Source organism: Mesorhizobium sp. M0060, assembly GCF_040323155.1.
GTDB lineage: Bacteria > Pseudomonadota > Alphaproteobacteria > Rhizobiales > Rhizobiaceae > Mesorhizobium.
This window is the reverse complement of the sequence record NZ_JAMYUP010000001.1, coordinates 448,939-466,226: the sequence shown is the minus strand read 5'-3', so window position 1 is coordinate 466,226 and position 17,288 is coordinate 448,939. Positions and strand designations below refer to the sequence as shown.

At 62.7% G+C, this 17,288-nt stretch carries 15 protein-coding genes and 1 tRNA gene; 7 read left to right on the top strand and 9 right to left on the bottom strand.

Annotated elements, in window-relative coordinates:
* Positions 1-277: 277 nt before the first annotated feature.
* From NKJ94_RS02145 to NKJ94_RS02135, 3 genes are all read right to left on the bottom strand, one after another.
* Positions 278-2,146: an extracellular solute-binding protein gene (locus NKJ94_RS02145; RefSeq protein ID WP_352522741.1), complete on the bottom strand. Its 1,869-nt coding sequence runs from the start codon at positions 2,144-2,146 to the stop codon at positions 278-280.
* On the bottom strand, positions 2,146-4,029 hold the full coding sequence (locus NKJ94_RS02140; RefSeq protein ID WP_352522740.1) for an extracellular solute-binding protein: 1,884 nt from the start codon (positions 4,027-4,029) through the stop codon (positions 2,146-2,148). Before NKJ94_RS02140 ends, NKJ94_RS02145 begins: the two co-directional genes overlap by 1 nt.
* 172 nt (positions 4,030-4,201) lie before the next feature.
* Positions 4,202-4,855: a c-type cytochrome gene (locus NKJ94_RS02135; RefSeq protein ID WP_352522739.1), complete on the bottom strand. Its 654-nt coding sequence runs from the start codon at positions 4,853-4,855 to the stop codon at positions 4,202-4,204.
* A 192-nt stretch (positions 4,856-5,047) separates the two neighbouring features.
* On the opposite strand from NKJ94_RS02135, the gene NKJ94_RS02130 reads away from it, so the two are divergent.
* Together NKJ94_RS02130 and NKJ94_RS02125 are read left to right on the top strand one after the other, a co-directional pair.
* Complete coding sequence (locus NKJ94_RS02130; RefSeq protein WP_352522738.1) at positions 5,048-5,776, top strand: 3-deoxy-manno-octulosonate cytidylyltransferase; 729 nt, start codon at positions 5,048-5,050, stop codon at positions 5,774-5,776.
* A gap of 29 nt (positions 5,777-5,805) precedes the next feature.
* Positions 5,806-6,669 (top strand): prephenate dehydratase, encoded by an 864-nt coding sequence (locus NKJ94_RS02125; RefSeq protein ID WP_352522737.1) that lies wholly within the window; start codon positions 5,806-5,808, stop codon positions 6,667-6,669.
* Between the two features lie 54 nt (positions 6,670-6,723).
* Here NKJ94_RS02125 and NKJ94_RS02120 read toward each other — a convergent pair whose 3' ends face one another.
* The gene (locus tag NKJ94_RS02120) at positions 6,724-7,083 is read right to left on the bottom strand and encodes a hypothetical protein (protein WP_352522736.1); all 360 of its coding nucleotides are present in this window, start codon (positions 7,081-7,083) and stop codon (positions 6,724-6,726) included.
* Positions 7,084-7,138: 55 nt separating this feature from the next.
* On the bottom strand, positions 7,139-8,083 hold the full coding sequence (locus NKJ94_RS02115; RefSeq protein ID WP_352522735.1) for a class I SAM-dependent DNA methyltransferase: 945 nt from the start codon (positions 8,081-8,083) through the stop codon (positions 7,139-7,141).
* A gap of 108 nt (positions 8,084-8,191) precedes the next feature.
* Here NKJ94_RS02115 and NKJ94_RS02110 point away from each other — a divergent pair, with 108 nt between their 5' ends.
* Positions 8,192-9,202 (top strand): ligase-associated DNA damage response exonuclease, encoded by a 1,011-nt coding sequence (locus NKJ94_RS02110; protein WP_352522734.1) that lies wholly within the window; start codon positions 8,192-8,194, stop codon positions 9,200-9,202.
* Positions 9,203-9,431: 229 nt separating this feature from the next.
* Positions 9,432-11,033: a cisplatin damage response ATP-dependent DNA ligase gene (locus NKJ94_RS02105; RefSeq protein WP_352522733.1), complete on the top strand. Its 1,602-nt coding sequence runs from the start codon at positions 9,432-9,434 to the stop codon at positions 11,031-11,033.
* Positions 11,034-11,133: 100 nt separating this feature from the next.
* Here NKJ94_RS02105 and NKJ94_RS02100 read toward each other — a convergent pair whose 3' ends face one another.
* Complete coding sequence (locus NKJ94_RS02100; RefSeq protein ID WP_352522732.1) at positions 11,134-12,273, bottom strand: hypothetical protein; 1,140 nt, start codon at positions 12,271-12,273, stop codon at positions 11,134-11,136.
* 349 nt (positions 12,274-12,622) lie between these two features.
* Between NKJ94_RS02100 and NKJ94_RS02095 the strand changes: the two genes are divergently transcribed.
* Positions 12,623-12,698, top strand: a tRNA-Thr gene (locus tag NKJ94_RS02095).
* A 130-nt stretch (positions 12,699-12,828) separates the two neighbouring features.
* Positions 12,829-13,326, top strand: coding sequence for a hypothetical protein (locus tag NKJ94_RS02090; protein ID WP_352522731.1), 498 nt, complete (start codon positions 12,829-12,831; stop codon positions 13,324-13,326).
* Positions 13,327-13,573: 247 nt separating this feature from the next.
* Here NKJ94_RS02090 and NKJ94_RS02085 read toward each other — a convergent pair whose 3' ends face one another.
* The 3 genes from NKJ94_RS02085 to NKJ94_RS02075 all read right to left on the bottom strand — a co-directional run bounded on the left by NKJ94_RS02085 (position 13,574) and on the right by NKJ94_RS02075 (position 15,416).
* A complete protein-coding gene (locus NKJ94_RS02085; RefSeq protein ID WP_352522730.1) occupies positions 13,574-14,032 on the bottom strand; it encodes a hypothetical protein in 459 nt (152 codons plus the stop codon).
* Positions 14,033-14,210: 178 nt separating this feature from the next.
* The gene (locus NKJ94_RS02080; RefSeq protein WP_352522729.1) at positions 14,211-14,519 is read right to left on the bottom strand and encodes a hypothetical protein; all 309 of its coding nucleotides are present in this window, start codon (positions 14,517-14,519) and stop codon (positions 14,211-14,213) included.
* A 279-nt stretch (positions 14,520-14,798) separates the two neighbouring features.
* A complete protein-coding gene (locus NKJ94_RS02075; RefSeq protein WP_352522728.1) occupies positions 14,799-15,416 on the bottom strand; it encodes a nuclease-related domain-containing protein in 618 nt (205 codons plus the stop codon).
* Positions 15,417-15,777: 361 nt separating this feature from the next.
* Here NKJ94_RS02075 and NKJ94_RS02070 point away from each other — a divergent pair, with 361 nt between their 5' ends.
* Positions 15,778-16,008 carry a hypothetical protein gene (locus NKJ94_RS02070; protein ID WP_352522727.1) on the top strand — a complete coding sequence of 77 codons (231 nt, stop codon included), beginning with the start codon at positions 15,778-15,780 and terminating at the stop codon, positions 16,006-16,008.
* Positions 16,009-17,288: the final 1,280 nt, after the last annotated feature.

Genomic DNA, 17,288 nt, shown 5'->3' with positions numbered 1-17,288 from the left:
CCCCAAGGCAATCGCTTCGGACCAATTGTCGACGCCGGCGCCGCCCCTCATTGTCCTGCCCGTCCTCCGCAGCAGCTGCGCTGCAGCTGCGGAGGGTGGACCGGGCACTTCTCCCCGTATAGTGACGGGGAGAAAGGGGCTGGCCGTAGTCTCGGGGCTTTTATTGCGACACTTGTGATTGGCGAAATCGTCGATGACAGCGCCCCTCTCCCCGTCGCTATACGGGGAGAGGATGCCGGCAGGCAGGTGAGGGGCGGCGCCAACGCCCGCAAGAAATTCAGCCTTTGCCAATTTTTGCCGCCTTGTCTTTGTCGAACCACCACAGCGTCTCGACCGGAAAGTCATAATCCGGCTTTTGGGCGGGAAAGCCGAACATGTCCCAGAAGGCTGCCCGGTGATTCGCCAGATGATATGTTGGAATCCAGTCTAGCCGCGCGCGCAAGACCCGATCGAGCGCATTGAGCGCTGTGACGAGTTCGATCCGGCTCTGCGCCTTGCCGGCTGCCTCGATCAGCGCGTCGATGGCTTTGCTTTCCGTACCCGGATAGTTGCGCATCCCCGGCGTTTTCGCCATCCGGGAAGCATAGAGAATCTCCAAACCGTCGGCGGTGGGCGTCGCTCCGATCGACCATGCGAGCATATTGAAGTCGAAGTCGAAATTGCTCTGCCGCGCTTCAAATTGCGTCGAGTCGACCTGCCGGATCGAAGCGTCGATGCCGATCGCCTTCATATTCTCGGACCACGGCGCGAAAATGCGAACGAGACCCTCGTCCTCGGCCAGCATTTCCACCTGCAGTCGCTCGCCTTTGTCGTTGACGACGAAATTGCCCGCTCGCTTCCAGCCGGCTTTGGCAAGCAGCCTCGAAGCCTCGCGCAGCAGCTTACGGTCGTGCCCAGAACCGTCGGAGACGGGTTGCATCACCGGTTCGCCGAAGGTCTCCGGCGGCAACTCGGCTCGAAACGGCTCCAGCAGTTTCAATTCCTGGGGTGAGGGCAGGCCCTTGGCCTTGTAATCCGATCGCTCGAAGTTCGATTGCGAACGCTCGTAGGAGTCGAAAAACAGAACCCGCCTGGTCCATTCGAAGTCGAAGCAATAGGCGATTGCCCGTCTCACGCGAATGTCGCGGAACTGCGGACGGCGCTGATTGAGCGCGACAGCCTGCATGGATGGCGTTTTCTCGCCGGGAAATTCGCGTTTGACGACCCTGCCATCCTTCAGCGCTGGAAAGTCGTAGCCGGTCGCCCATACCCGCGCGGTGAACTCCTCGCGAAAATGCGTATCCCCTTTCTTGAACGCTTCAAAGGCTGCCTGGCGATCAAGGTAGAAATCGATACGGATGCGGTCGAAATTATTAAGGCCGCGGTTCACGGCCAGATCGCGGCCCCAATAGTCGGCGACGCGTTCATATTCGACAGTCTGCCCGGCCACGACCCGTCCCACCCTGTATGGTCCGGAGCTAAGCGGTGGGGTTAACGTCGAGGCGTCGAAATCATTGGCCGTGTAGAAGGCTTTGGACACGATCGGCATTACGACGATCGCGAGGATATTCTGCGCCGACTGCTGGCCGTTAAAGGAAAGGCTGACTGTAAGCGGATCGATTGCGACCGCTTCCGTCATATGCCGCAGAGCTTGGGAAAGGTTCGGGTGTCCCCGGTCTTTGTAGAGGTTCAAGGCAAAGGCAATGTCTTCGGCGGTCAGCGGCGAGCCGTCATGGAAGCGCGCTTGTGGCCGCAGGCTGAAGCGGTAGCCATTGCGATCCTGCGACAAGGTAACGGATTCGGCAAGCAGGCCGTAGACCGCATCCGGCTCATCGACTGCCCTTGCCATCACCGAATCGAAGCAGAGCTCGGTGCGCGGCGGCGAATCCCCTTTCAACACCAGCGAGTTCAGCGTGTTGAAAGTCAGGAAGCTCTGATTGAGAGTGGAGTTCGGCGGGGCGAAATTCATCCGGCCGCCCTTGGGCGCGTCCGGATTGACATAGTCGAAATGCGTGAAATCCGGCCCGTATTTGAGATCGCCGAAGGCCGACAACCCGTGCAGTTTCACGCCGGTCGGAATGGCTGCGAAAGCCCGGCCCGGCAGCAGCGCCGCGGCGGCAGCAGCGCCGCCCAGGGCGAGGAAGTCGCGACGGGGTAGCGTCGCCATCAATTGCCACTCTTGTATTTGGCCGCCAGCGCCTTTTCCTTCTCGGGGTCGATCCACCAGGAATTCTGGTCGACGCCGCTGTAGGCGGGCTGCTTTTCCGGCATACCGAACTTGTTCCAGTAGGCGAGCCAGACCACGGCGCGGTAATATTGCGGCACGACATAGTAGTTCCACAGCAGCACCCGGTCGAGCGCATGGGTGGCGGCAACCAGATCGTCGCGATCGGTGGCAAAGATGACCCGGTCGACCAGCGCATCGACGACCGGATTCTTGATGCCGGCGTAATTGCGCGATCCCGGCGTATCGGCGGCCTTGGAGCTCCAGAAATCGCGCTGTTCATTGCCGGGAGAGTCCGACTGGCCGAGCATCGAAGTGACCACGTCAAAGTCGAAATGTGTGACGCGGTTGATATACTGGGTCTGATCGATCAGGCGCAGCGTGGCGTCGACACCGATCTTGCGCAGATTGGCGATGTAGGGGCTGGCGATGACCTGGTCGGTGTCGTTCCAGCCCAGGATCTCGAATTTGAACGGTTCGCCGGTCTTGGCGTCGACCATCTTGCCGCCCTTGATGACCCAGCCGGCCTTGGCGAACAGATCGACCGCGGTTTTCAGGTATTTGCGCTCCGCCTGGGCGGTGTCGTAGACCGGCAGCTTGAATTCCTGGGTGAAGACTTCAGGCGGCAGCTTGTCGCGGTACTGCTCGAGGATGTCCAGTTCCTTGCCTTGCGGCAGGCCGCTCGACGCCAGTTCAGTGCCCTGGAAATAGCTGCTGGTGCGGGTGTTGGAACCGAAGAACAGGGTCCGGTTCATCGTCTCGAAGTCGAACGGGTACATCAGCGCGGCGCGCACCAGGCGATCCTGGAACATCGGGCGCCTGGTGTTGAGCACGAAGGCCTGCATCGGTTCGGGCGACGCGGTCTTGAATTCCTTCTTGATGACGTCGCCGGCCTGGACTGCCGGGAAATCGTAGGCCGTGTTCCAGCGCCTCGAACTGTTCTCCGGCTTGATGTCGTCCAGCCCGCCCTTGGTGAAGGCCTGCCAGGCGGCATTGTCGTCGAGAAAATAGGTGAAACGCTGCCTGTCGAAATTCTCGCGGCCAATTTTTACGGGCAGCTTGGCCGCCCAGTAGTCCGGCACGCGCTGCCAGATAATTTCCGAGCCCGGCTTGAAGCTGGCGATCTGGTAGGCGGCGGAGCCGAGCGGCGGCTCCTGCGTCGGTTTGGTGACATCGCGCTGCTTGCCGTTGGCGCCTGTGCCTTCCCACCAGTGTTTCGGCAGCACGACGAGATCGCCGAGGATTTTCGGCAGTTCGCGGTTGCCCTTCTGGCTGAAATGGAACTCGACCTCACGGTCGGAGATCGCGACCGCGTCGGTGACGTTTTCGAAATAGCGGCTGTACATCGGGCTGTTGGCCTTCAGCACCTGGAACGACCAGATCACGTCGTCGGTCGTGATCGGCTGGCCGTCATGCCACCTCGCCCGCGGATCGAGCCGGTAGGTCGCCGAGGAATAGTCGGCCGGATATTTGTAAGCGTCGGCGATCAGCGGATGACTGGTGCTGCCCTCATCCGTCGCCTGCTCCATCAGCGTGTCGTAGAGCAAGCCGCCACCGAACTGCGCAAAGCCGGCGGCCGGCGAACCCTGCACGATATAGGGGTTGAAGCTGTCGAACGTGCCGAGCACCACTGAGTTCACTGTGCCGCCCTTCGGCGCATCTGGATTGACGTAATCGTAGTGCTGGAAATTGTCGCCGTATTTGGATTCGCCAATCAGCGAGGAGATCGTGCGCCATTCGTCCGCAAAGGCCGCCTGCAGGCCGCCGGCAAAAGCGGCCACAAACAGCACTGATTTCAGAAGCGTCCGCGCTCGGCCAACCGTCATGCGTTCTCCTCTTCGTGATATAGCGCCGTCACGATAGCGTCTGGCCCAATCTAGATCATTTGGCGGCGCTGAAAACCGCAACCGAGCGGCTTTGTCGTCGCATATGCATTTTTCCTAACGAAAAAGCCGGGCTGAACCCGGCTTTTTCAAGGATTATGTCATTACAGTTTTGTTATTTTGCGGGTGCGGCCGGAGCGGCTGGCGCCGCGCCTTCTGCCGGCTTGGCAGGGGCTGCACCTTCGGCCGGCTTGGCGGGCGCGTTCTCGGCCGAGGCGCCGGGCGCCGGCAGCGGCTTCGGATTGTCCGACAGCGTGCGCAGATAGGCGATGACGTTGGCGCGGTCCTCATCCTTCGGCAGGCCGGCGAAGCCCATTGCCGTGCCCTTCACGAACTTCTTCGGCGAGGTGATGAAGTGGTTGAGATTGTCGTAGGTCCACTTCTCGCTGCCGCCCTTGGAGAACTCCTTCATGCCGGCCGAATAGGCAAAGCCCTCATGCTCGGCGACCGGACGGTCGATGATGTCCCACAGATCGGGGCCGACCTTGTTGGGGCCGCCCTTTTCGCCGGAATGGCAGGCCTGGCATTTTTTGAAGATGGCGGCGCCCGCTTCGGCATTGGCGGTGGCCAGCAGCTCGGCGATCGGCTTGGCCTCCGCGGCGGGCGCGGCCGGGCCGCCTTCGGCGGGCTCGGTCGCCTCGATGGCAAAGCCGGGCTTTTCCGGCGCCGGCGAGGCAAACAGCGCGTCGGACACGATGCCAACGGAAAAGACGATGAACACGGTACCGAGGAAACCGGCGAGCAGCTTGTTGACTTCGTTGGAATCCATACGCCCCAGGCTCCCTTTTCCGGCGGACCGATCCGTCCACTCCGTCCGTCGGTATCGTGAACCACCCTGTGAGGCGGTCAAATCGCGCGGAAACTAGGTCTTTTGCTCCAGCGTTGCAACACCTATAAGGGCGCTGCCAGTGAGACCTTTTGCCACTTTTGCCCTCCTCTTTTTCGAGCCCCTGCCCGCCTCATGTCCACGCTCATCCTGATCCCGGCCCGCATGGCCTCGACCCGCCTGCCGGGCAAGCCGCTGGCCGACATTGCCGGCACTCCGATGATCGTCCACGTCGCCCGCCGCGCCGCCGAGGCCGGGCTCGGCCGGGTGGTCGTCGCCACCGATACGCAAGGCGTTGCGGAGGCGGTGCGCGCGCATGATTTCGAGGCGGTGATGACGCGGGCGGACCACGAAACCGGCTCCGACCGCATCTTCGAGGCACTGACCATTTTGGACCCCGGACACGCGGTCGAAACGATCGTCAACGTGCAGGGCGATTTGCCGACCATCGATCCCAACATCGTCGGCGCCGCGTTGAAGCCGCTCGACAATGCCGCGGTCGACATCGCCACGCTCTGCGTCGAGATCGTCCGCGACGAGGAAAAGACCAATCCGAACGTCGTCAAGCTGGTCGGCTCGCCACTCTCGGCGACGCGGCTCAGGGCGCTCTATTTCACCCGCGCCACCGCCCCCTGGGGCGAAGGCCCGCTCTACCATCATATCGGCCTCTACGCCTATCGGCGCGCCGCACTCGAACGCTTCGTTGCGCTAAGGCCGTCGCCGCTGGAGCGCCGCGAGCGGCTGGAGCAGTTGCGGGCGCTGGAGGCCGGCATGCGCATCGATGCAGAGATCGTGCAGTCGGTGCCGCTTGGCGTCGACACGCCGGACGATCTCGAACGCGCCAGGGCGATCCTCTCCAACTAAGACATTCCCCCAATCCCGAGACTTTGCGCATGCCTGACAAGACCAACAAAATATCCTTCCAGGGCGAGCCGGGCGCCAATTCCGACACCGCCTGCCGCAACATGTTCCCGTCGATGGAGCCGTTGCCGTGCCCGACCTTCGAGGATGCCTTCAACGCGGTCGAGACCGGCAAGGCCGATCTGGCCATGATCCCGATCGAGAACACCATTGCCGGCCGCGTCGCCGACATCCATCACCTCTTGCCGGAATCGAAGCTGCACATCGTCGGCGAGTATTTCCTGCCGATCCATTTCCAGCTGATGGTGCTGCCCGGTGTCAGGCGCGACGAGATCCGGACCGTGCACAGCCACATCCACGCGCTCGGCCAATGCCGCAAATATATCCGCAAGAACGGCTGGAAGGCGACGGTGGCCGGCGACACGGCGGGCGCCGCCAAGATGGTCGCCGCGATGAAGGACCGCACCATGGCCGCGCTGGCGCCGTCGCTGGCCTCGACGCTCTACGGGCTCGACATCGTCGAGGAGAATGTCGAGGACACCGACAGCAACGTCACCCGCTTCGTCGTGCTGACCAAGAACAAGCAATGGGCCGAACGGCCCTCGGCCGACGCCAAGATGATGACGACCTTCATTTTCCGCGTCCGCAACGTGCCGGCCGCGCTCTACAAGGCGATGGGCGGCTTCGCCACCAACGGCATCAACATGACCAAGCTGGAGAGCTACCAGCTCGGCGCGTTTACAGCGACCCTGTTCTACGCCGATATCGAGGGTCATCCCGACGATCCGCTGGTGAAGCTGGCGCTCGACGAACTCGCCTTCTTCTCGCGCGAAATGCGCATTCTCGGCGTCTATCCCGCCAGTGCCTCGCGCGAGCAATGGAAGGTGGCGGATTAGACTAGATCACTATTCGCTGTCTAACGACCTCCAACCAGGCAAAATCACCTGCGTCTAACCTGGCAGGCCGAGCTTATTCTTTTTCGCCGGCTTGCCGCATTCGCGGCGGGTGATCGACCGGTTCATGGCGTCGATCTTGCCGCTTGCCTGGTCGGCGTCGCGCTTGGCTTTGGAGCGCATATCCGGCGTGAACGGGCCAAAGCCCGTCGCCGGGTTGGAGAAGGACGGCTTGGCGTCCAACGGCAGATGATATTGCTGCGCCTGACCGTTTCGTTGCGCCAGCAATTGATCGCAAGGCACCTTGTCATATTGCAGCGAGGACTGGACGTTTTCGTCCTGCCGTTCGGACATCGAATTGCCGACGCAGCCGGCCATCGCCAGGCAAGATGCCAAGACCATCATGTTCCAGCGCATGAACGTGCTCCTTGTCTTTCGCAGCTGCGGCTTCTCATGCGCAGCGGCAGGAGTCTTAGCCAGATTTTTCGCTGCCGGAAAGCAAGCTTGCCACTACGGCCAGCCCGTCGACCGGTTCGCGGCGATCCTGCCGGATAATCGTTGCCTGCAGCGACAGGACCGAAAAGCCGTTGGCGTCGAGAGTCCGCTCTACATAGCCTTGCGAATGCGCGTAGCGGCGGGACGGCTGCAGGGCGAAGCCGGCGCTGCCAGACAATCCGTCACAAGCCAGCGTCTCGACGGAGAATGCAACCAGACCACCGTCGGCAAGCATTCCGGCAATCTTGTTCATCACTTTGTCGAGTGCGCCGAGATAGATGAACACATCGGCCGCCGTCACCAGATCGGCTTTCGGGCCAGAATAGCAAAAATCCTGCAGGTCCGTCTTGACGAGCAGATCGTAGACGCCTTTGGCGCGCGCCTGCCTCAGCATGCCGGCCGAGATGTCGTAACCCGCCAGCCGATCGGCGATCGGCCGCAGCTTCTGGCCCATAAGGCCGGTGCCGCAGCCGAGATCGAGCACCAGCGGAAACCGGCCCGGCCGTGCCGCCCGGATGGCGCGGTCGAGACATTCGGGCAGACGGTAGCCGAGCCTGTCGACCAGTTCACCCTCGAAGCTCTCGGCATAGTGGTCGTATAGCGTCTCGATGAAAGCGCTGGGCGGCGCCTGGGTCGCCGCTGCCTTGCCGATCAATTGCAGCTTGAGCACCGCGCCGAGCCTGTCCGCCGGGTCCAGCCGCAGTGCCGTCGTCCAGGCCTGCGCGGCGAGATCGGGCGCGCCAGCCGCCTCCTGCATCTCGCCGAGGCGGAACCAGCCGGCCGCCCATTGCGGCGCCAGTTCGAGCGCGCCGAGCAGCAATTCCGCCGCAGCCGCGTGATCGCCGGACGTATGGAGCATTTCGGCATAGTCGGCGCGGCGGTCGGCGGTCAAATCGCCGGACGAGGTCTGGAGCGGTTTCATGGCGATCGAGTTCCGCCGGGTGTTTGCAGCCGGCTTGCGCTCTATGCTGGAGTCAGCAGTGACTTACAACAGACTTCCCGCGCCGGAATTAGCGCCTATCTTGGGGCCATGCGCGCCAGCGACCTGCTTCATCCTCGGCCCGAAGGGCTGTATTGCCCGCCCGGCGATTTCTTCATTGATCCGGTGCGGCCGGTCAACCGGGCGCTGATCACGCATGGCCATTCCGACCATGCCCGCTCCGGCCACCGCTCGGTGATGGCGACGCAGCAGACACTCGACATTATGGCGCTGCGCTACGGCGAAGGTTTTGCGGGAACGACGCAGGCCGCCGTGCTCGGCGAGACGATTGCGCTCGACGGCGTCACCGTCAGCTTTCACCCGGCCGGCCATGTGCTGGGCTCGGCGCAAATCAAGGTCGCGCATCAGGGCACATGCATCGTCGCGTCCGGCGACTATAAACGCCAGAAGGACGCGACCTGCGAGCCGTTCGAGCCGCTCAAATGCGATGTCTTCATCACCGAGGCGACCTTCGGCCTGCCGGTGTTTCGCCATCCGCCCGATACCGAAGAGATCGCACGGCTGCTGAAATCGACCGAGCAGTTTCCCGAGCGCACGCATCTGGTCGGCGCTTATGCGCTCGGCAAGGCGCAGCGCGTCATGCGGCTGCTGCGCGATGCCGGCTACGGCAAGCCGATCTACATCCACGGCGCACTGGCCAAAATCAGCGAGTATTATCAGAGCCAGGACATCAATCTCGGCGCGCTCGAACCGGCGACCGTCGAGAGCGGCGCGAAAAGCGACTTTGCCGGCGCCATCGTCATCGGCCCGCCATCCGCCTTCGCCGATCGCTGGGCGCGGCGTTTTCCCGATCCGATGTCGTGCTTCGCCTCAGGCTGGATGCGCATCCGCCAGCGCGCCAAGCAGGGCGGCGTCGAACTGCCGCTGATCATTTCCGACCATTCCGACTGGGACGAATTGACCGCGACGATCAAGGAGACCGGCGCGGAAGAAATCTGGGTAACGCATGGCCGCGAGGAGGCGCTGGTGCGCTGGTGCGAGCTCGAAGGCATTGCGGCCAGGCCGCTGCATCTCGTTGGCTATGAGGACGAGGGCGATTGATGGCGTTTTTGGATCCAGCAATCGCCGGTACGGCGCTCGACGGCGCCCCCCTCTGGCCTGCCGGCCATCTCCCCCACTTGGGGGGAGATCGGATGTCGCACCGGCTTTCGCCAACCACTAACGTTGCAGGACGGGCGGCAAGGACGAGACCGCCAATCTCCCCCCTCGTGTCCGGCAGGCCAGAGGGGGGCGCGACGGATCGCAAGCTTCCCTCCTTGGCGCCCCTCCCATGAACCGCTTCGCCGAGCTTCTCGACCGCCTCGTGCTGACGCCGTCGCGCAACGGCAAGCTGACGCTTTTGACCGATTATTTCCGCAGCGTCGAGGATCCGGACCGCGGGCTGGCGCTGGCTGCCATCACCGGCGATCTGTCCATCGCCGCGGTCAAGCCGGCGATGCTGCGGACGCTGGTCGTCGAGCGCATGGATCCGGTGCTGTTTGGCTATTCCTACGACTATGTCGGCGACCTGGCCGAGACCGTATCGCTGGTCTGGCCGCAAGCGCCGGTCGACATTGCGAACCACGAGCCGACGCTGGCCGAGGTGGTGGCGAAGCTGCAGGCGGCGAGCCGTTCCGACGGGCCGCAGGTGCTGGCCCGGCTGCTCGACAGCGCCAGCACTTCGGCGCGCTTTGCCATCATAAAGCTGGTCACCGGCGGCCTGCGCATCGGCGTCTCGGCGCGGCTGGCCAAGCAGGCGCTCGCCGATTTCGGCAAGGTCGAAATCGCCGAGATCGAGGAACTCTGGCACGGGCTGACGCCGCCTTATACCGGGCTGTTCGCCTGGCTGGAAGGCAAGGCGGAAAAACCCAGGAAGACGGCGTTGGCGCTGTTCAGGCCGGTGATGCTGTCGAATGCCGTCGGCGACAACGACCTCGAAAAACTCGACCCGGCCGACTACGCGGCCGAATGGAAATGGGACGGCATCCGCGTCCAGGCGGTTTGCGAAGGCGGCATTCGCCGGCTCTATTCGCGCACCAGTGACGATGTCTCCGGCGCCTTTCCCGATCTTGCCGAGGCGATGGATTTTTCAGGCGCGCTCGACGGCGAGCTTCTGGTCGGTGACCCCCGGCAGGCGACGGGAACGTTCTCCGACCTGCAGCAGCGGCTGAACCGCAAGAGCGTAGCGCCTAAGATCCAGCAGCAATACCCCGCCTTTATGCGCTGCTACGACGTGCTGCAGATTGGGGACGAGGATTTGCGCGGACTTCCCTTCCGCGAACGGCGCGGCCGGCTCGAGGCCTTCGCGAGGACACTCGATCCGAGCCGCTTCGATCTGTCGCCGCTGGTCGAATTCACCAACTGGCAGGCGCTGGAGGAATTGCGCCGCAAGCCGCTGCATCCGGTCATCGAAGGCGTCATGCTGAAGCGCTGGGATTCGCCCTATGTGGCCGGGCGGCCGAAGGGCCCGTGGTTCAAATGGAAGCGCGATCCGCACACGGTAGACGCGGTGCTGATGTATGCCCAGCGCGGTCATGGCAAGCGTTCGAGCTTCTATTCCGACTACACATTCGGCGTCTGGTCCGGGCCGGAAGGATCGGAAGAACTGGTGCCGGTGGGGAAAGCCTATTTCGGCTTCACCGACGAAGAACTGAGGCAGATCGACAAATATGTCCGCGACAACACGATCGAGCGCTTTGGCCCGGTGCGCTCTGTGCGTGCCGACCGCAGACAAGGCCTCGTGCTGGAGGTGGCGTTCGAAGGGCTCAACCGCTCGACGCGGCACAAGTCGGGCGTTGCCATGCGCTTTCCGCGCATTTCGCGGCTGCGCTGGGACAAGCCGGCGGCCGAAGCTGACCGCATCGAGACGCTGCAGGCTCTGCTCGACAGTTAATGCATGTCGCGCAAAGGTGTGCAGCGGTTTTGCAGTAACGATATGCATCAAAACAAGAACCTAAAGCGCGTCGCATGAGGCCGGTCGAACGCGACGCGCTTTAGGGAACGACTGAAACGCGGATCTCGTAAATGTCGACCGACTTGCCCTGCTTGTCGAAGTCGGAATTGATGGCGATGGTGCCGGCAGCGCCCGGACGCTTGTCGGGAAGGCGCACGTCGAACAGATATTCATTGCGCTCGCGACCGACCGCATAGCGCTTGCGGCCACAGTCGCCGAGTTCGCCGAAATTGCAGTCGACGGAAATCTGCGTCTCCTGCCCCTCCTCGGAGCGTGCGATGATGTCGAATGTGGCATGCTTGCCGGCGATCCTCTCCAGCACGCCTTGTCCGACGTCGAAGCTGATGGCCGAGCCGGATGCGCCCGAGCGGATGCGCAGGAAGGAACCGCTTTCGTCCTGGACAACGTCGGCCTTGGCATCCGACGGTGCATTGACCTGCGTCGGGTCACCCGGCGAAAACACGTTGATCCAGTCGCGCGCCTGGTCCTGCTCGCCCTGCTTTGGCGGCGAAGCGGTGTCGTCCGGCGTGAAATCATCGCCGTCCACCGTTGGCGGCGCTTCCGGCGGCGCCGTGTCGAGCTCGGTCGCCGATTTGAAGACGCCGGTCTGGTTGGCGAAATAAAGGCCGATGCCGGCGGCTGCGAGCAGCGTCACACCGAGGAAGATCGCGGTCAAAGGCAGGCGCCGCCCCTTGATCCGCCGGTCGTCGCGGTCGGGCGTCACTTCCGCGTCGGCGGCCTCGGTCGGAGCGGGCGCCCACATGTCGATCACCGGCGCCTCGGGAACAGGCGCGTCGGGCATGATGTCGGGGACGACCGGCAAGACGCGCGACCGGGGCGCTTCGGATTCGGGCGGCTCCGCCGGCCCCTCCACGACGACATCGGGCGTGGGCTCGGCTTCGGCTTCAGCCGGAGGCTCCACCGCCGGTGCGGCCTCGGAACTGTCGGTCGGCGTGGCGACGTCGGGAACCGCCGGCAGGAATTCCGATTCGATTTCGGTGATCTTCGCCTGGACCGCCTTGCGGCGCTTGATGGCGACTTCCACGGTCACGTTTGGATTGGCCTGCAGGGCACGGTCCAGTGCCGCGAAAGCCGATCGATAGACCCGCTCGCGAAACGCCCGGTCGTCGGCATTGCCTTTCTCGAAGGCATTGCGGATCGCTTTTTCGATCGCGTCCAAGCGAGTTCCCTCTGCAATTTCGCTCACATTGTCATGATCGTTAGCCGCAGGCGACCAATCAATCAACAAGCGAGCGGCCGCATTCTGCCTTGGCGACGCATCCAAGGCCCATTTCGGCGATTTTCGGTAAAGGAATCAACATTTTTCACCGATTTTCTCGTCACGGCGGCGGGCGGCCTGCCGGTGTGGCATCGCGCGACCTATGGCGGATCGGCGCGGCGGCTGCGCTTGCGCCCGGCCTGCGACCGACACGAATTGCCAAGCCTCGTCTTGAATTCGCGGCTGCCATCTTGAATTCGACGCCGGTTGCGTCTATCACCCAGCCCATCTTGGAAGCTCGGCTTCCCGGGCCGCTTTAGCTCAGTTGGTAGAGCACATCATTCGTAATGATGGGGTCAGGTGTTCGAGTCACCTAAGCGGCACCAAAAACCTCAAGAACACCAAATATTTATGGTTTCGGCTACGAAACATTTGTCTCCCCGAATCGCGCCGGGGGAACACTTGGGGGAACAGCGGCGGCTTTTCGTTCCCCTGCCAATCTGGCATGCTTGCCGCATGTCGCCACAAGCCCGCCTCCGCGCCGTCTCCGTCCCGAACCCGTACTTTGCGCGCGCCCATCCGGCCGACGCCAGCAACCCGCGCACGATCCCGGCCGCCGTCAACGTTCGCGAATCGGCGGTGACGACATTGGCGGCGCGCGGCCAATTGGACGCCGCTCAGGTCGCGGCGGCCGATCGCTTTCGGGCATTGTGGGAGGCAATTGGCGGCGCGGGAGCATCCGGCATCGATCCGGGCCGCATCGTGGTCGATGGCGGCAAGGCGCGCGAGCCTTTCAACGAGCGGCAGGTGAATGCCGGCAAGGAACTCGCACGGTGCCGCGTCTTGCTCGGCGTGCGCGGCTATCAGTTGGTTTCCTTGGTGGCCGGCGAAGGACATTCGCTCCATGAAATCGCCGGCAAGGAGAAGCGCGCGCGCCTGGTCGCGGCTGATCTCTTGCGGATGAGTCTCGATGACTTGGCCGTCCTGTGGCGGCTGGCGACGCGGCGGCGGTAAATGGCCCGCTTTCCCGCCTATCCGGCCCGTCAGCGCGCGTCGCGATCTTGGCCGGGGAAAAGTGGCGGCGGCGGAAATGCCCGCCTGTGGGGCGCGGATACACGCCTACATTGGTGGACGGCACGCCTTGTTTTCCGCAAAGCTCTGAATCGCGGGGCGCTTTGGCAATCCGCAGGGTCGGCGGGTTCAGGCAACGCCCTCGAAAGATGGGCCGCCGACTTTCCCTTTGGCGCTCTCAATTGCCGAGTCAGAAAAGGAGGGGACAATGCCGAAACAGCTTAGTGAAAATGACGACGAGGCAGATGGCGACGATGGCGAGTGGTATCTGAGCGCCAGCGACGGTTCGCTCGAAGCCTTCGTCCACGCCTATTGCAAGAACCACGACATCGAAGACCCCGATATCGTTTTCCTCATCGCATTCAAGGACGAGTGGGATGTCTCCGAAGCCGAGGCGGTGGAAATTATCAAGCGTTTTGCGGCTGACCATGGCGAACGTGCGCCCTAATTTTTCGGCGTCGCGAATGATCCGCGCTTCGTGGATGTCCTTGTGCGTCAAGCCTATATCGGCGGCGGTCGTATAACCTTCCGCTTTGGAGGGTTTACCTTGACCGGAAACCTCGCCCCGCTTTTGCGCGGCGTCGTATTCGTCGGCGAGCCGCCGTTTGGCGCCGGATGCACCTTTGGCCGCCTTGACCTCGGCCAGCAATCGCCACCGCGCTCGATGCGGCGCACGCGTTCGACCAGATCGGGAGCATGACGCAAAACGATGCGGGCGCGCGACAAGTAATCTTTTCCGACCTCTATATTTTGTATAGGGGTTTCGCGGCTCCCTTGCTTCGGTTCGGGATCGGCCATGGCGGCGACCATGGCGCGCTGGCCTTTCGTCATGTGCCGGCATCCGGCCGGGGCACATATTGCGACCAGCCAAATCGAGCCTGTAAGGCGAACATAACCGCCCGCAACGCGGTGCCGTCGCTGCCGTTGGCAAGGCGCAAGAGGTGGCCGACGAGCTTGGCCTCGACGCGGGCGGCGCCTCGGTCCAATTCCGCCCGGTAGTGCTTTCGTAGCGTCGGCAAGGTGATCGCGAGCGCAGTGGCGATCTCGGCCTGCGAAACCGCGATTCCGGCCAGCGCCTCGACGAAACGCCGGCTGGTTTCGGTGGGCTCATGTGCAGGGCGGCCGCGATTTTTCATGACATAGGAAAAAAATTCCGCGCGTTAGAGCCCCGCCGGCCCGCCGGCACGCGGACTCGGCAAGTTTTCAACCGCCCCCGTCATGCCAAACTACCGTCTAGGGTGGAATGTTGCCATTCTTCTCGTCGATCGGAACGAGCAGGTAGCGCCAAAAGCGGCCATGGCGTCTCTATCCCCTAAGGCTCCTGGCGGCAGCGTCTTCTGGGCCGACACCCAACGATAGTTTTCGCCCATCGTCTTCGTCGCGCCCCGACGGACAGAAGGTATCGTGGACTCCGGCTACAGGTCCCTTGCTGGCACAAGCCTGCCTTCTGGCTGAGGTATGTAGGATTTGACCCGCAGAAGGGAGACCAGTTCGTCGAGCTGGGCGACCGAGAGGTCCAGCTTTGGGGATGACAGGTGGCAGATGTGCTGTACGCCACCGTCCCAGTCACCAGCGCTGAACCAATGACCAGTCTCTCTGCTGAAGGGATCATGGGGGTACATTTGGAACTCCGTATTCTGCAGAAACAGGACAAATCCGGAGATGTGCGAATAATCCTGGCCCGGCCACTTGGCGGTCTCCAAATCCGAAGCCAGTTCGGCACGATAGGCGCAGATTTGCATGAAGGGGTTTGCATAGCTCCCACCTTTCACCTTGAGGCCGTCCTGGTTCACCCACGGAAGGTTTGGACCAATCGTGATGACCCCACCCCAGTCCTTGAAGTCGACAATGGTGATAGCATGGCTCTTCAGCACGAGCGCATCGATCTGACCACTGTCGTACTCGACGTTGCCTATGACCCGAACGTCGTCGGTGTTTTGAGTGTAGAGCTCAACCGCATGACAAAGCCGGTCGAAGGCCCTGTTTTCGTGGGTATTTCGGAAGGGACGGCCCCGGAAGAATTGTCTCGCCATAACTCTGTGCCCTGAATTTCTTGTCGCCGACCGGTACTGCAAACCGACGAACTGGGGAAACGAGTTTTGCCCTTTACCACATGCCGGCTGGTCTCCAACGGATGACGCCCGGTACATAGGTTATCGCCTGTCCCCTTTAGCTGACTCAGGCTGGATCAAAGCAATGCGCAACGGCCGCGAAAATTCGCTTCGTGCGCTTCATTTCTGGCGCGAGTCTATGTCCGCTCAGGGTCAAGGACGTGAATCCGGCCGAGGGCGAACGAGCTTCCGCAAAGGAGAAACCATCGATTTCGCGCATCGGTTGCAGACCGGCCTCGGACACGCTATCATTGCCCCCTCGCGTTCCCGGGGGGGAAGGTGGATGAGCATCGTCCAAAGAGTCGGTCCAGTTCTAGATCAGGCGATTACCGCAGTCCTCAACAGGACGGACCATGGGGACACCGTCTCGATCAAAGCGGCATTGAACCAAATTCGGCAGGCTGCGCCTGATTTGGTCGCATCCAACGACGAGCTAACCGAGGCTATCGTCGAGGCGGCTACTGCCCTGGGCCTGTTGGTGGCTTTTGATGAGCGTGCTCCCGCAATCTTGTAACCGAAGTTCGCAGTTCTCTTAAATGGCTGCAACGGGTCGGAACCGGTATTCCGCCTCGGGCACCAGCGGCTGGCGCGATCGCCTCACCCAGCCGCCGGCCCGCCGGGCGGGGCTTTCGGAAGGTCTCGCCGCCCGCGTGGCCGAGCTAGGAATGCGTCGGCAATCCTGATGCCGCTTTTCCGCTGCGCACAGGCGCGGTGATGAATTCCCTCATGGCAGCCCGACGCCGGACTCCGCGCGGTCTGCCGAAGGAACCGAAGCAGCGCGACATCATATACCCGTATCTGCCTATCGACGAGATCAAGGTGAAGATGCGTGATATAGATTGGAAATGGTGCCACTTACTGTGCAATGACTGGTTTTGGACCCTTGGCCGACTTGGGATCACGCCCCTCCTATGGCGGCTTCGCGCCAATAAGCAAATAACGCGCAACATCGATACCGTCGTCGTTTCGCGTTACGTGTTTCGATCCACGCCCCTGCGCGCGGGGGCGACAAAACCCGACAATGTTTCGATCCATGCCCCGCGAGAGAACGACAAGCCCCGGCGCTCGCAAACATCTTCGACGAGAAGTTTCGATCCACGCCCCGCGATAGGACGACCGGAGAGCCATCAACGTCGATCGTGCATGGCAGGTTCGATCCACGCCCCGCGAGAGGGACGCCAGATGCTCGGCATATTGGTGGCATCGACTTCCTTGTTTCGATCCACGCCCCCGCGAGAAGGGCGACCCACCGGTGCGGCTGGCGCTTCGGGATTGCTGAGTTTCGATCCACGCCCCCCGCGAGAGGGGCGACCCTCCCTTTCCAGAGAGGCAATCATCCTGGCGGGGTTTCGACCACACCCCCGCGAGAGGGGCGATCTGTTCGGGCTGCTTATAACGGCCCGGCTCGCCCGTTTCGATCCACGCCCCCCGCGAGAGGGGCGACCTGTTCGGGCTGCTTATAACGGCCCGGCTCGCCCGTTTCGATCCACGCCCCCGCGAGAGGGGCGACGGCCGAAAGCGCAAGATGGGCATTGCACGCCAGAAGTTTCGATCCACGCCCCCGCGAGAGGGGCGACCTTGATGCTTGTCGCACTGCCGGGCTTGACGAAGTTTCGATCCACGCCCCCGCGAGAGGGGCGACTTTTCAGGATCGAGAGTATCGCGTAGGTAGTGCGGGTTTCGATCCACGCCCCCGCGAGAGGGGCGACTCTCGCTCTCCTTCCCCGCCAGGATCGCCTCTCTGGTTTCGATCCACGCCCCCGCGAGAGGGGCGACCGCCCATCAATTAACAGA

What these genes read in the sequence shown, in the direction of transcription:
- NKJ94_RS02145 (WP_352522741.1), bottom strand. Translation starts at nt 2,146, where the DNA reads ATGGCGACGCTACCCCGTCGCGACTTCCTCGCCCTGGGCGGCGCTGCT.
- NKJ94_RS02140 (WP_352522740.1), bottom strand. Translation starts at nt 4,029, where the DNA reads ATGACGGTTGGCCGAGCGCGGACGCTTCTGAAATCAGTGCTGTTTGTG.
- NKJ94_RS02135 (WP_352522739.1), bottom strand. Translation starts at nt 4,855, where the DNA reads ATGGATTCCAACGAAGTCAACAAGCTGCTCGCCGGTTTCCTCGGTACC.
- NKJ94_RS02130 (WP_352522738.1), top strand. Translation starts at nt 5,048, where the DNA reads ATGTCCACGCTCATCCTGATCCCGGCCCGCATGGCCTCGACCCGCCTG.
- NKJ94_RS02125 (WP_352522737.1), top strand. Translation starts at nt 5,806, where the DNA reads ATGCCTGACAAGACCAACAAAATATCCTTCCAGGGCGAGCCGGGCGCC.
- NKJ94_RS02120 (WP_352522736.1), bottom strand. Translation starts at nt 7,083, where the DNA reads ATGCGCTGGAACATGATGGTCTTGGCATCTTGCCTGGCGATGGCCGGC.
- NKJ94_RS02115 (WP_352522735.1), bottom strand. Translation starts at nt 8,083, where the DNA reads ATGAAACCGCTCCAGACCTCGTCCGGCGATTTGACCGCCGACCGCCGC.
- NKJ94_RS02110 (WP_352522734.1), top strand. Translation starts at nt 8,192, where the DNA reads ATGCGCGCCAGCGACCTGCTTCATCCTCGGCCCGAAGGGCTGTATTGC.
- NKJ94_RS02105 (WP_352522733.1), top strand. Translation starts at nt 9,432, where the DNA reads ATGAACCGCTTCGCCGAGCTTCTCGACCGCCTCGTGCTGACGCCGTCG.
- NKJ94_RS02090 (WP_352522731.1), top strand. Translation starts at nt 12,829, where the DNA reads ATGTCGCCACAAGCCCGCCTCCGCGCCGTCTCCGTCCCGAACCCGTAC.
- NKJ94_RS02080 (WP_352522729.1), bottom strand. Translation starts at nt 14,519, where the DNA reads ATGAAAAATCGCGGCCGCCCTGCACATGAGCCCACCGAAACCAGCCGG.
- NKJ94_RS02075 (WP_352522728.1), bottom strand. Translation starts at nt 15,416, where the DNA reads ATGGCGAGACAATTCTTCCGGGGCCGTCCCTTCCGAAATACCCACGAA.
- NKJ94_RS02070 (WP_352522727.1), top strand. Translation starts at nt 15,778, where the DNA reads ATGAGCATCGTCCAAAGAGTCGGTCCAGTTCTAGATCAGGCGATTACC.